A 13,873-nucleotide genomic window follows, 5' to 3' on the forward strand; every position below is an offset into this window, starting at 1 on the left:
GAACACCGAGGGAGTAGCCAATAGCCAAAAAGGCAAAGCAGAAAACACCTACTGTGATTGGGTCAGACATTTTGAGATTCCTTGTTAAGCAGCTTGTAAAGCATGGATTGTTTTCTGTTCTTACTTTCCTCTGGAGTTTCTAGAATCAATGCAGCTACTGCACCTAGGATTTCAGAATCAGAGAGTTTGGAGATTTGTTGTTTGTAGAATTCGAAGATTGAAGTCTTGGCTTGCTCAATCTCTTTATCAGGGTCTTGGTTGTGTCTGTACGAATGGGAGCGGCAAGAGCTACTGCAAAAACGAGATGTTGAACGTTGTGCAGGGTAAAGCTCGCCACACCACCCGCACACTTTAGTAGTGTGCGCCATGTAGATTGTCCTTGTATGTCTGGGGTGTGAGCGGGAGTGGAACGGTAAAAGATAAGAGCACAAAGAAAAGCAGCACTTAGGCTGCTTCGCTCTGTACAAGGAATTAGTTAGGGTTTCGCACCAGCTACCCTGAAGCTGTGAAAAAGTTGCTGCTCACTGCTTATTGAGTTTTGCCCTGTGCTATCTTGTTGACTCATTGCGAATCAACATGAATCTGAATTAGGGGTAGTGGGCCACACCGTACTACCAAACGGCTCTTTCACCACTAAGCCAAGAACCACCAAGGCCGCTGTGATGTGTGTTCAAGTTACCGCATAAACTACTTGATAGAGTTTTTGAGGATGCTGTGTTTTGTCAGCATTGCGGAAAGACAGGCTATTCATCGCTAACCACCTGTTAGAGCTACTGGAAGACGTCCCCGTCTCGCGATTGCCTCTCGCCAAACAACGTTTAAAAGAAGGCGAGAGAATACAAAAGATGTCCGGGCTTTGAGCACCCGCCCGGAAGGCTTGGAGGCTTGGAGGCTTGGAGGCTTGGAGGCTGTAACATAGTGGGGCTATGTCACATTTGCTCATCACTGGTTGAAGAGGCCAGCGAGGCTACAAGATGTTTAGAAAGGAGGATAACTAAACAAAAAGTATTCAGGAATTTGGTAGCAGAAAAGAAAGCTCTATAACTTTCCCTCTCTACACCTATGTTATATCACAGCTTTGACAGTTGTCTACTACTTTGTGTCACTTTATGCAACTTTTTTGACAACTATTTTCACACTCGTTAATACAACCGCCATTTCTGTTTGTGTATCTGAAACAGGGAGCAGCAAGCTTGTTTGGTTGTTACGGTTTCTGTTGTGTTGTTGTCTCGCCACTTCAAGAGTTAACCCACGCTGTGAGGCTTTCTGCTGCCCTCTACAGGGCGAGAGATGTTTATTCTAAGCCTTGGACTGCTCACAGTTTAGAACTGCTCACACGTTGCCGTGTGCAGCCTCAAGGCTTATCGCATTTGAATGTGATTCACTTTAAAGCTGACTACCCTATCAAACAACAAACAACATAACATTCAAAAAGAGAGTAAGCCTCAAAGGGTTGTCTGCTGTGAACGATGTTCACAGTGTGCCCTTTGGCCTTGTGCCTAATGATGGTGGTTTGTATTGTTTGTTGCTTGAGGGAGTACAGACGACAACGCGGGTTGTCAGGGAATACCACTGTGAACGATGTTCACGGGTTACTACTTGAGGTGTTGTATCACGCTGTGGGTGTAACCTTCAGAGCGGTTATTCTGTGCAGTTTGTCACACTCTGAAATGGCTGGAACCCTTGATTGGCGAGGGTTACAGGGCATATGGGGTACACTTTTAGTGGACAACATTTCACAGCAGATAGAGCGGTATGCCTCAAGGTTTATGCAAAGATATGTTCTGCACGGTCAGACAGGTCACAGAAGTTTGCACCACCAATGAAAGCGTTGTAACCGTGAGCTTCAGCAGCCATACGGACAATCTGAGCTTCAATGCGGGAAGTGCGTTCTGCTTCAGTTTCTGGCAATGGGCAGAAGTCTGCACAATCGTTTTCATCACCGAAGCTAGCAAGGAAAGTTGCAGTGCTGGTCATACGCTTGACATGCTGCTCAGCATCCACAACAAGGCGCTGCACTGCTTCCTGAGCCTTTGTAGCAAGACGTTCTTGGTTACGTGCCAATGTGTCTTGTTGACGAGCTTCAGCAGCTCTCAGAGGTGCACGTAGTTCGAACTTCAGGCAATCAATCTCGTTGTCCATTGCATCGTTCTCAGAAACCATGCCGTGCATTAGATCGAACAGAGTATTCTGTGCATCTCTAGACAAGCCAATGTGTGCAAAGTCACCACGTGTATACTCTCTTGCAATGGATGCGAACTCTTCAAGCTCACAACGAAACTCAGCGTGGCGGATAAGCTCTTTAATCAACATGGCAGAGTTAGACAACTTCTGCCCTTTCATCATTGGTTTGAACTCTGCACGGCTTTGAATAGCTTCAACAGCAGCAATGATTTCAGGTGTCTTAGAAGTGGCGTCATCTAGGATGGCTGCAAACTTATCGTGTTCCTTGTTTGCACGGTCAACCAGCTTATCAAGTTTGGCAAGAGAGGCTTGGCGGCGGGATTCAGTAAGCTTAGCTTTCTTGCAGAAGGCAACGATTGTCTCTGTACCAATGAAATCGAAGATACGATCCAATACGCCAGCTTCATCAGAAGCAACGTAGAGTTTAGGAAGAATATCGGTACGGTACATGAACACACCAGCGTTGTTGCTGTGAGTGTTGGAGTGGCGACGGTTCAGATAGGCAGGAGCAACAATAAGGTTTTCAGCATTCATCAAACCAAGCACTGTTTCATGTTTGGTTGGGGCAACGTGACAGATGTGGAAACTGTCCTTGCCACTCATAACGTTGGCTGTCATACGGAGTTTTACAACGCTGTACAGGTCAACTAGGTTATCAACCGATCCTACAAGGGTGTCAAAGATTGCTAGGGTGCCAGCTCGTTGGGCTTCTCTTGTCAGGAACAGGAAGAAATGGTTAGAGCGTGGGATTGTGAACTCTTTTCTTCTGGAGACATTCTTGTTCAGAGATTTGCACGCTTCAGAGCAGTAGATTGTAGAGGCGTGAGCAGGACGGAATCTGTTAGAGCATCCTGTAGCTTTGCAGCGTACTTGTTTCTTAGCTGGGGATTTCTTAACGGCTGTTTGGGTTGTTACTGTGGTCATTGTTGCTTTCTCCTGTCAGGATCGAAAATTGGGATTTGGTTTTTGCAGCGTTGAACTGTTTGCGGCAGTCAGCAGAGCAGAACGGGTTCGGCTTAGCTTTGGCGTGAGTCGTCCCACAGTTGCGGCAAGTGCAGATTGTTGCGGACATAGAAGTATCTCCTGTGAGGGATGAGCCTAAAGGCTGTGTTTTGGTTTGGGCTTGTGTGTAACTGGTGGTGTTGCGTGGGAGGTACTAACATTGCGTTAGATAAATCCTTCCCTACATGTATATGTTAACACGGAAACTACCCATGTCAACCCTTTAGACAGATATTTAACACAAAAGCAACAACTATTTTCGCACTTCCTTACATGCGAAAGTTAAACAAAAACCCGCTTCAGCATCACACCGAGCGGGTTCCTATCATTTGTCAGGCGGCACGTACTCCAACACACTCTTACCGGCGTAGCTGGATGGTGCATTAGCAACGTTGTCGTTACCTTCTTTGGTTTTGATTTTCCCGTTCTTACGGCCTTTGTTATTCCTGATTTTTACAGCAATGTTTCGAGTGTTGGAATAAACAACCTGCTCAAAAGCCAGTTCAGGGAAAATCCCGTCTCCTGTTTGTGCGTTCTCTTCAAAGGCAACGTTAGTGAAGACACAAGGGCCATAAACACCAACAGTCAATCCGCCTAGCTTCTCAATCACTTGGAACTCTTCCGAGTTTTGCCACATGCTGATTAGCTGACGTTTCACAGCTTGAGAAGACTTAGACTTCTCTTGAGGTGTCAGAATAACTTCAGGGATTGTGTCCCTTGTGAACTGTGCAATCACTTCAGGCAAAAGCTTGTTGATAGAGCCTACAGTGCTAATCTGAACAGGCGTCACAACCTGCGTGTTGTTCTTGTACTGCTTGTCACGTGGCATGTACAAACCATTTGCGTCAGTAGACACATGGTTGCCCGTATCAAAAGAGAAAGCAGGGATTGCACCCAAGGTAGATGGTCGGTTGATATTGAAGTCAGCATCAGACAGAACACCACTGATGGTGTACTTTGGGTTCTCTCTTGTTGTGTGGTCTGTAATCAAACTGCCGTTAGAAAGTGGGTGCTTGGAGATGGCAGAGCTATATTGCTCTGTGATGCGAGTGATTGCATCGAAGTAGATTGCATCAAATGTCTTAGTGAGAATGACGAATCCAGAAAATGAAGCGTCCATATGTTTGTTCCTTATATTGGGCGTGCAGAGGGCCACAAGCCTGATTGAGAGGCTTTGTAGTGTTATTGGTATGCTGAGTTACGTTTGCAGCTTGAGTGGCTGTATGGCTGTGTAAGAGCGTTACACTGTCACTGCTTTGTAGATATCGACCACACGGCCACGGACAATAGTCTTCAAAGGCTTGTCGAGTTGGTCGATATAGGTGATTGGCTGCACTGGCTTAACTTCCCAAGACGCTGGGTTAGCTTCCATCCAATCCAGAGAGCGTACAAAGGCTGTAGCGGCTCGCTGTCTTGCTGGGAGTGTCAATGCTGGGGTGTGTTGCTCAAGAAGGCTCAGAACGCTTTCAAGTAGGCTTGGCGGGTTATGCTGGTCTTCAGCTTGTGTGATTGCTTCCATACGTTAAGCCACAAACTTAAACTTGACGCTCTCAAGCATCTTGCCTGTGTCGTACAACGGACGGTCGAAGCCTTTAGCTGCAATCGTTCTGGCACTGTTGCTACCCGGATAGTTGGCAATCGTAATCTTGATTTCTTCAGCAACGATCTTACCTAGGGTGGCAAGGATGCGGCGTGCATTGCCTGTGCCGTGGATCGTGGCCCGAGCTGCTGCCATGAGTCCTTTAAGCAGCTTTTTGCGTGTCTGCTTATCGTCAAGTGTTTCACGCATGAACGGGCGTTCAGGGTGAAAGCGTGTTCCAAACTCATTGTATGCCGCCACTTGAGCAACTGGCATACCATCGTCATATCTGTCTTCCTCAAAGAATCCTACTTTAACCTTTGTAGCGGCCAGCGTTTTCAGGCGTCTGGCCAGATTGTCGAACCCTCTGAGATTAAGTGTTGTCGTAATCATTAATCTCTCTCGTTGTTGTGGGGGTTGTTGCTGTGTCACTTCCCTTGATTGTTGTTGTATGTTGGGGACACATTGATAATGGGGTTGGCTGTCTGTTGAACATTAACTCCAAGGTTTTTATGAGCCTCAGCGGCTCTGTCTCTCACTAGCTTCATCATTTCCTTTGAATCAGCTTTGAACATCAAGTCTTCAAGCTTACGTGTCACTCTGTCAGTTTCTTGGAGCTGAAGATTAATACGGTCTTCAGATTCTTCTGTCCTGATTCTAAGGCCGGCAATGTCCGTCTTGATTGGCATCAAGCTTTTGTCTACAAGTTCCTTCTGCACAGTGATATTATCGAACTGGTATTGCTCCACTCTTCCAGTCGTTATGAACTGGGGAATGAAGACAATTCCAAGAACCAGAAGCGTTGCCATGATGAGGCCGTGCAGATATGTCATTGGACATTGGAGCGGGGATTGTTTTTCATCCATCTATAGATTCCTATTAGATTGGCCCTAACTGGCTACCCCCATAGGAACGTGTGGAGGGTTTAGGACTGAAGTGGTTAAGGCATTGTTTAAGTTTGCCCATGAATAGCCCCTTGTCACGGCCAGAGAAGACTTCATCAGCAGTGCCAGCAATGCCGATTTGAATAGCTTTGTTCATGAAGTCTTCCACAGCGCCTACAAGAAACATGTTACCGACGTAAGAAACAATCACACTCTCTTTGGTGCGAAACCAGAAGAAGTGATAGTTGGTTACGTCAGGGTGTCTACGCTTGAGCATCATATTGAAGTGTCGTCCAAGACGCTTTAAGTCAATACGACCTTTCAACTCGTAAACTACAGAGTGAAACCCTTCTTTCTGAAGAGTCTCAATGTGTCTTTTGATTGTTGGCATTGGGCCTCCTGTTATTGGTTCTTCTTAGCCTGTCGCACAGACTCTTTGTGCATCTCGCAAGAATCAAAGTATTGCTTAATGGCAATCTCGTTAGCGTTGTAGGCGTCAGCAATGTTTAGCACAGTTGCAAGCTCTGAATATGTGGCTAGCGGTGTTTCACTACGCAAGATGCTGTAAATGATGTGTGGTTGGCTGAAACCTGCTGCCGACCTTTCCATAGACCTTGGTGGAGCAATACCGCCGCTGTCGTAGTTCTCAGGAAGAGAGAAACGAACTACGCCCCACACTGGTGCAACGTTGTGTTCAACAAAGGCGTAAAGCATCTGGGTAATCTCAGTCATTGTAAGAGTGGTGATATCAAGGGGCTTATCATCTAAGGTGATGTACTTGAAGAACTCACCAAACACAGCTTCATAATCTGTAGCTGCCTCTTGCTTGTCTGTAGCCTTGTAATCAATAGCGTAACTCGCTGGGGCTTGAATGCGAGTTTCTGCAATCTCTTGAACCTCTTCTCTGTCTTCCAGCGTCTTACCTGCCAACACTTCTCTAACTGTAAGCTCCTTCCCTACAGGGACAAAGCTTGGAGGTTCGTATACTTGAAATGGTGCACTATTGTTTGCAACACGACCCATGAACATAAGCAATGCTAGGAGTTGACAGTTAATAGTTGCAGAGAATGGGAAAAGCCCTCTGTGCCTGAGAGAGTATGTACCCTCCCGCATGATGAGGATGAACGCACTGATTGCTGTAGCGTAGTTTTCGATTAGCTCGCAACCCTCTGTTGCTGGGTGATGCTTAATTTTGTAGGTCTTACCGTCATTGACGAACTTCTTTGTACTGATTGGCATAAAGCCTCCTGTTTTGTTGTAGCTTGGGCAAGCTATTTGGTGGGTTGTTAAAGGACAGTGATATCACTGCTATTCATCTCAGAGCATTGACATTCTGCATACCAATCATTGCCGCGAGTGTCACCATTAAAACGCACGCTGTCGATTCTGTAGAATCCATTGATATTGTCGGATTCCAGTTTCACAACGGTACTTGGCAGAAGAGCAGCATCTAGCAGCACCTTGAACTGCAAGCCGTATCTAATACGCTTGTCTTTCTTGGGTAGCTTGGTTTGTTTCTGCGTTCTGAATGGGGTTTCAATCATCCCTGTTTCAGAAGAGATAACTGGACACAGCACTGTAGACTTAGTATCCGGCCCATTTACATCTGTTACTGTCAGGACGTTATTAGAGACGTGATACTCAAGACCATAAGCCTTTGTCAGTTTATCCAACACTTCCTTGGGAGTACCGGACAAACGCCAGCCTTGCACAACTGGGCTATTAAGGTTTGTACCCACAATAGAGCCACGGGATACACCGGGCATATTGTCTGCGATTGTGCGCAGAACGTCTTCTACCGTCTGACCATTACTGACGATTGCACTAAGACGGGCTTTTGTGAGGTTGACATATCCGTCACCAACAATCAGTTGTGTGATTGTGTCTGCTCCACGCTTGATAGTGGATTGCTCAGTGACGTTGCCACTTACAAGAAGCTTGCGGCCCTCTTCATTCCTGTAGCCGACAGACAGAGACACTTCTAGATAGTGACTATCAAGAAGTCTTTCTTGCTCAGGGTTTAGGTTGTAGATTTCGATGGAGGCAGAGTTGCCATTGTTGTTCTTGTGGTCAGAGGTTTTGCTAACGTCGAATGTGATACGGAGAGAATCAGAGCCATAACCAGAACCTTCAATCTCGATTCCTTGGCCTTTGTTGTAGTCACCAACAGTTAATGTGTAAAGCCTTTCAGACTTGCGGGTTAGCTGGGGATCGGTGTTTGTAGTTGTCGCCATAGTTGGGTTCCTTGATGTTGTGGGCGTAGGGCTTGCACGATTGTTTGAACGGACATAATCAGAGCCTTGTGGTTGTGGTGGTTGGTGCGGCAGGACTTACCAGTACAGAAAACCTTACGGACTGTCTTGCATGGCATGGTGCACCCACAGTGTTTGCACTTACGTTCGGTGATAGTCATTCTGAATGTTCCTTTGAAATAGATAGTTGTGACACTTAGGTTAACGGTATTAATCATCAGGCATGAAAAAGGCCACGCTGTGGTGGCCCTTTCAAACGCACTTGCCCAATGCAACACAACCAGTGAATCCAGCAACAAATACTTCTACCTAATGTGTACACCAGTATAACACGGTTATCACATTTACACAAGACATGTCAACACACTTATGTGACAAATTGACAAAAATAAAGCCCCAGAGCGTGAGCAATGTGGCTTCATGGTTTCCACAACATTGGAATCTGTCTCACTGTATTAGTGTTAGATTTTTTACACACTCAAGGCAACAACCACAGAGAAGGAGGGATAGCAGCCATTGTCAAGAGTGTGAAACAAGGTACGCACCAGACCGCTAGGTCAGATGGTTTGAATATGGGGTTATCAGTAAGAGGATAACTCTTTGTCATCCTGACATATAGAAGCAAGATCAAAAGCAGAAGCTTTTTTCTGTGTAGACATTGTTATGTGTTAGCTGTGTGTCATACAAAGCAGTGCTGGTGCAGAAGACGTTAAGATCAACAGCCGCCCTTCCTGTGGGAGCGTATCACTTCGCTACACTCAGTGTATGGGTTGACCGGGGTTTGTGTCAAGACAATTTACACACACTTCGCAATATTCTGTGTGCAATGCTTCATAGAGTGCATATGTGTTGCCTGTGTAGACCTGCAAGCTCCTGAGAGCGCGTATAGGGCGCTTTAACTGTCTTAGGCAAGCAGACGTACTAGCAAGCTCACACAAACCCCTATACAGCCCAATAGAAGCCATAACGCAAAAAGCCACATGGAGGGGCTGTATGACTTGAGAATGTGAAAGCCTAAAGCTGGTATTCCAAAAGGCTTAAAACGCCTCTGATGACTTCTCAGGAGCTTGGAGCCACACCTTTGAAGTTTACCAGCTTCACCCTTTCGAGCTTCCCGGCGAGTCCTGACATTACGTCTATTGGCTCGCTCTTCTTGGCAGTTTTTCTAGGCTCCTGTCTAACAACTGGCAGCTTCAACATCTGGCCTTGTGGGTTGACCACCTTATGCACGTCCTCAGACCGCCCCCAACCCTCATAGATGAATGTCCCGGCAGACGTATCAATCGTCTTGTTGACATTGCAAACAATCTTGTACCCAACCGACTGAAGCAAAGCGTTGGCCTTGAGCGGGTCTAACATGATGTCTGTCATGTTAGTTATCTGATCTTTCACAGTCACACTACGGTGTTGCAATGACTTCTTTTCAGACTCCAAGGAACGTCTTTGTGCCTTCAGCTCATTCAATGACACAATCAACTCTTCTACGTCATCAACCTCAGCAACAGCCCTTGCCACTTTCGTAATCTTCACACTCAAATCTTTCAACTCACCATCAATCACAACTTCACGCTTCTGACTATCTGTGAGTATCTGCCCTTCTAGAGCGTGCTTGATGTGTTTCCAGCACGACAATTGGAAAGCGTAGGCAATCACACTCTCTGGAATACCCTTGCTGTTAGAACACGCTGTGGAACCTCTACGGGCACGGCTTGAACATTCCATCACAGGAGGTGGAATAGCTCCCTTTGTCCTTTTCCTATAACTCTTTGTGTTGAAGTTCTTACCACATTCACCACACACAACCAATCCTGTATATTTGTGTTTGATTGGTGCGGTACGTGGTGAAAACTTACCTTCCATACGCTTTTGCACACGATAGAACAGCTCAGGCTCCACAACCACTGGATACACATCTGGGATGCCCTGCCACTCACCTAACACAGTGCGGTTTGTCATCCAACGTTTGACAGTGCTGGGGGCCATACGTGCCAACAGAGGATTTGTATTGCCTTCAAAGATTCGCTCAAAGATGCGACGTTCTCCAAGGCCGCTGGCGTAGTCTTCAAATGCCTGTTTAACCAACGGGGCAATCTCAGGAATCAACTCACCTTCTGAGGTTAACCACACAGGCGTGTGACGCTTAGGTGTGACTCCTGCCAATGCCAGTGTGTTACGGCTCTTGTAACTGGCTTTCATACGGACACTGAGAGTTTCAGAGTAGTTAAAGGCAGCCTGCACCTTACCAACGAGAATGTAGAAGCTGCCGCCCCTCAAAGACTCTTGTGTGTACACCTGATTGTCATCAAGCGTCACAAGCGACACACCAGCATTCAAGATGTTAATCAGCACACCCGACATAATGCCCGGCTCCATACGTCCTGCACGGTCGATAGCCTCAACCAACACAACGTCACCAGCACTGATAGCGCCTTGCTCAATCGCTTCTAGGAGTTTGCCGAAACCACTTTTAAGGTGTCTGCCGCTACGGCCAGAGATACCCAAGTCTTTAAAGGACAGCTCACGGTTTAGGGTGAAGGTTGGGTTGGCTTCGGCCCAACGGTCTAGCATGGCTTGCTGTCGCTCAAGGCTGCTGCCCTTTTGCTGCTTGCCGGTACTGAAGCGGATGTAGGAGTATGCGTTGTTCACTTTAACCACCGTGTTTACTGGGGCTTGTGGCCTCTGGGGGCCATTCTACCACTGGTGTGGAGTAGAACCCCACATTGCGTAATGCTGGACCCAGCCGGTGTACTACGAGTTCAAGGATTTGCAGATGCCCACCCTGCTGCTGATCGGCACGGCCGACACCACCGCCATCGGCAGCGATATCGCACCGCCTGCGGTCAAGGCCAGGCTCGGTCACTATGACGTGCTCGGCAAACAGGTGGCCAAACTGATCCCCCACGCCACCCTGGTGGAATTCCCCGGCCTGGGGCATGCGCCACAGATGGAAGAACCGGCGCGGTTTCACCAAGCGCTGTTACAGGGCTTGAATGCCCTTTAATCCAACCTTTTTCGAGGCACTCGTGAATGTCGGTACAGATCGCAGTCATTGATGATTGGCAAAATGTGGCCAGTGGCGTGGTGGATTGGTCGCTGCTGGCGCCCGTCGGCGACGTGCATTTTCTTCACGACTACCCGGCGGATACCGCCACGATGGTCGAGCGTTTGAAGGGGTTCGAGGTAATTTGCGTCATGCGCGAGCGCTCCACCTTCGATAAGGCCCTGCTGCAAGGCCTGCCGAATCTGCAATTACTGGTGACTGGCGGCATGCGCAACGCCGCCATCGACATCCCTGCCGCTAAGGCCCTGGGTATCCAGGTCTGCGGCACTGATAGCTATAAACACGCGGCCCCGGAACTGACCTGGGCGTTGATCATGGCCTCTACCCGCAACCTGCTGGCCGAAGCCAACTCGCTACGAGAGGGTGGATGGCAGGTTGGCCTTGGGGGTGATCTGTATGGCAAAACCCTGGGCGTGCTCGGGCTGGGCAGCATTGGCCAGAAGGTCGCGAAATTTGCCCAGGTATTTGGCATGCGGGTGATTGCCTGGAGTGAAAACCTCACCCCTGAACGTGCAGCCGAGTCAGGCGTGACCTGGGTCAGCAAGCGTGAACTGTTTGAGCAGGCGGATATCCTCACCGTGCACCTGGTACTCAGCGACCGCAGCCGTGGCCTGGTGGATGCCCTGGCATTGAGCTGGATGAAACCGAGCGCGCGCCTGGTGAATACAGCGCGCGGGCCGATTGTGGATGAACAGGCGCTGGTGCAGGCGCTGCAAGCCGGTCGATTGGCAGGGGCCGCACTGGACGTATATGGCGAAGAGCCGCTACCGGCCGAGCATCCGTTCCGGCGCTTGCCGAATGTGCTGGCGACGCCCCATGTCGGGTATGTAAGCGAGCAGAATTATCGGCAGTTCTATCAGCAGATGATCGAGGATATTCAGGCGTGGGCAAAAGGCGCGCCCATTCGCGTGCTGGGCTGACGCACCAATCAGGTGCATACGCACCCCTATGGAGAGGGCCCTTGCTCCTCTCCACACCCATCGCGCTGAGCCCCTGAATCAGCGCAGGCTGGCAAACTTGCCTATCGTTACAAGTTTTTTGTCCTACAAAATTCCCACATAAACCGTACAGCTTCTTGGATCTGGCCTAGACTCATGACCGATGGGTCCGTTCCAAAACAAAAACCCCGCAAAAAATCGAAACTTTCCAACTCTGCCGTAGGTCCAGTTTTTAAGGGAGGCGAGTGCACGCGGCTCACGCCAAATGCCCGTCCATCCAATCTTTTTTAGCAATCAGTGCAACTGGCATACGCCTTGCCAGTTTGTACAGTGCTTGTGCGCCTGGCCGCAGGATGTGGCCAATCGGAGCCGATGGCAGCGGGCCATTAGCCGACCAAATATGTGGGAGAGAACTATGATCAGTGCCGCTGTAGATACTCAGGGAGAGCGTTTTAGTCAGGTGGCAGGGGGACCGACTACGTTGGCCGACCTGCCCAATACTGTGCGGCCGATCGTGAGTCAGAACCCTAATCGCAAGAAAGTCCTGTTTGTGACCTCGGAATTTGCCGACCTGGTGAAAACCGGCGGCCTGGGCGACGTGTCCGCCGCCCTGCCCCGCGCCATGGCCCACTTGCATGATGTGCGGGTATTGATTCCGGGCTATCCGCAGGTAATGGAAAGCGACAACCCGATCCATATCATTGGCGAGCTGGGCGGCCACGCGGCGCTGCCGCCCTGCAAGATCGGGCGCATGGACCTCAAGGACGGTCTGGTCATCTACGTGTTGATCTGCCCTGAGCTCTATGAGCGTGAAGGTACGCCCTACGGCGCCAATAACGGCCGTGACTGGCCGGACAACCATATCCGCTTCGCCCGCCTGGGCCTGGCCGCCGCTGACATCGCCGCCAACCTGGCGCAGATCCACTGGTGCCCTGACCTGGTGCATGCCCACGACTGGCCTGCCGGGCTGGCGCCCGCCTATATGCACTGGCGCGGGTCGCGTACGCCAACCCTGTTCACCATTCACAACCTCGCCTATCAAGGTGTGGTCAGCCTGGCCTCCACGCCTGAGCTGGGTATTCCGCCGCATGCCCTGCAACAGGAAGGCATGGAGTTCTACGGCAAAATGTCATTCCTCAAGGCGGGCATGGCGTACTCCAGCCACATCACCACGGTGAGCGCGACTTACGCCCAGGAAATCACCACCCCGGAATTCGGCTGTGGCCTGGATGGTTTCCTGGCCAGCAAGACCCAGCAAGGTCTGCTCAGTGGCATTCCCAATGGTATCGATGAAAGCTGGGAAACCTCGACCGACACGCACCTGACCCATAACTTCAATATCGGTGACTGGGCAGGCAAAGGCATTAACGCCGCCCACGTGCGTGAACTGTTCGGCCTGGCCGACTCTACCGGTCCACTGTTCGCCGTGGTCTCACGCCTGGTGTATCAAAAAGGCCTGGACCTCACCGAAGCGGTCAGCAGCTTTATTGTCGAGAACGGTGGCCAAATCGCGATTATCGGCCGCGGCGAACCGGAAGAAGAGCAAGCCATGCGCGAACTGGCCTTGCGCTTCCCCGGCCAGGTCGGCGTGCGTATTGGCTTCAACGAAACCGATGCACGGCGCATGTTTGCCGGCAGCGACTTCCTGCTGATGCCGTCGCGCTATGAACCGTGCGGCCTGAGCCAGATGTACGCGCAACGCTTCGGCTCATTGCCGGTGGCGCGCAATACCGGCGGCCTGGCAGACACCATCGAGAATGGCGTCACCGGGTTCCTGTTCAATGAATCCACGGCGCAGAGCTACGAAGAAGCGTTGAGCCGCGCGTTCAGGGTATTTGCCAACAAAGGCCTGCTCAATGCCATGCGCAGCCGCGCCATGACTCAACCTTTCAACTGGTGCCAGGCGGTAGAACCCTACGCCGAACTGTACGAACAGCTTGTCGCCAAGGCGCTGGGGAAATCGGCTAAATAAT

Annotated in this window: 12 protein-coding genes and 1 pseudogene; 3 read left to right on the plus strand and 10 right to left on the minus strand. The window is 49.8% G+C overall.

Features of this window, described 5'->3' with window-relative positions:
• Window positions 1–62: 62 nt before the first annotated feature.
• The 10 genes from A7D21_RS35440 to A7D21_RS19660 all read right to left on the minus strand — a co-directional run bounded on the left by A7D21_RS35440 (window position 63) and on the right by A7D21_RS19660 (window position 10,547).
• The gene (locus A7D21_RS35440) at window positions 63–368 is read right to left on the minus strand and encodes a hypothetical protein (RefSeq protein WP_141718249.1); all 306 of its coding nucleotides are present in this window, start codon (window positions 366–368) and stop codon (window positions 63–65) included.
• A 1,399-nt stretch (window positions 369–1,767) separates the two neighbouring features.
• A complete protein-coding gene (locus A7D21_RS19620; protein ID WP_069552460.1) occupies window positions 1,768–3,108 on the minus strand; it encodes a hypothetical protein in 1,341 nt (446 codons plus the stop codon).
• Between the two features lie 403 nt (window positions 3,109–3,511).
• Window positions 3,512–4,306 carry a phage baseplate protein gene (locus A7D21_RS19625; protein WP_069552461.1) on the minus strand — a complete coding sequence of 265 codons (795 nt, stop codon included), beginning with the start codon at window positions 4,304–4,306 and terminating at the stop codon, window positions 3,512–3,514.
• Between the two features lie 120 nt (window positions 4,307–4,426).
• The gene (locus A7D21_RS19630) at window positions 4,427–4,705 is read right to left on the minus strand and encodes a hypothetical protein (RefSeq protein ID WP_069552462.1); all 279 of its coding nucleotides are present in this window, start codon (window positions 4,703–4,705) and stop codon (window positions 4,427–4,429) included.
• Between the two features lie 3 nt (window positions 4,706–4,708).
• Window positions 4,709–5,158: a hypothetical protein gene (locus A7D21_RS19635; RefSeq protein ID WP_069552463.1), complete on the minus strand. Its 450-nt coding sequence runs from the start codon at window positions 5,156–5,158 to the stop codon at window positions 4,709–4,711.
• Window positions 5,159–5,193: 35 nt separating this feature from the next.
• A complete protein-coding gene (locus tag A7D21_RS19640) occupies window positions 5,194–5,631 on the minus strand; it encodes a hypothetical protein (protein ID WP_069552464.1) in 438 nt (145 codons plus the stop codon).
• Window positions 5,632–5,644: 13 nt separating this feature from the next.
• On the minus strand, window positions 5,645–6,040 hold the full coding sequence (locus tag A7D21_RS19645; RefSeq protein ID WP_069552465.1) for a hypothetical protein: 396 nt from the start codon (window positions 6,038–6,040) through the stop codon (window positions 5,645–5,647).
• A gap of 11 nt (window positions 6,041–6,051) precedes the next feature.
• Window positions 6,052–6,888, minus strand: a complete 837-nt coding sequence (locus A7D21_RS19650) for a hypothetical protein (protein WP_069552466.1) — start codon at window positions 6,886–6,888, stop codon at window positions 6,052–6,054.
• Between the two features lie 47 nt (window positions 6,889–6,935).
• Entirely contained in the window at window positions 6,936–7,883 is a 948-nt protein-coding gene (locus A7D21_RS19655) for a hypothetical protein (RefSeq protein WP_069552467.1), read from the minus strand.
• 1,077 nt (window positions 7,884–8,960) lie between these two features.
• Window positions 8,961–10,547, minus strand: coding sequence for a recombinase family protein (locus A7D21_RS19660; RefSeq protein ID WP_069552468.1), 1,587 nt, complete (start codon window positions 10,545–10,547; stop codon window positions 8,961–8,963).
• Window positions 10,548–10,632: 85 nt separating this feature from the next.
• Between A7D21_RS19660 and A7D21_RS19665 the strand changes: the two are divergent.
• From A7D21_RS19665 to glgA, 3 genes and pseudogenes are all read left to right on the plus strand, one after another.
• Window positions 10,633–10,902, plus strand: a pseudogene (locus A7D21_RS19665) (alpha/beta fold hydrolase); the annotation flags it as partial.
• 26 nt (window positions 10,903–10,928) lie between these two features.
• Window positions 10,929–11,882 (plus strand): D-2-hydroxyacid dehydrogenase family protein, encoded by a 954-nt coding sequence (locus tag A7D21_RS19670; RefSeq protein WP_069552470.1) that lies wholly within the window; start codon window positions 10,929–10,931, stop codon window positions 11,880–11,882.
• Between the two features lie 433 nt (window positions 11,883–12,315).
• Window positions 12,316–13,872: a glycogen synthase GlgA gene (glgA, locus tag A7D21_RS19675; protein WP_078828405.1), complete on the plus strand. Its 1,557-nt coding sequence runs from the start codon at window positions 12,316–12,318 to the stop codon at window positions 13,870–13,872.
• Window position 13,873: the final 1 nt, after the last annotated feature.

The sequence above is a fragment of the Pseudomonas sp. AP19 genome, assembly GCF_001728855.1.
GTDB lineage: Bacteria > Pseudomonadota > Gammaproteobacteria > Pseudomonadales > Pseudomonadaceae > Aquipseudomonas > Aquipseudomonas fluorescens.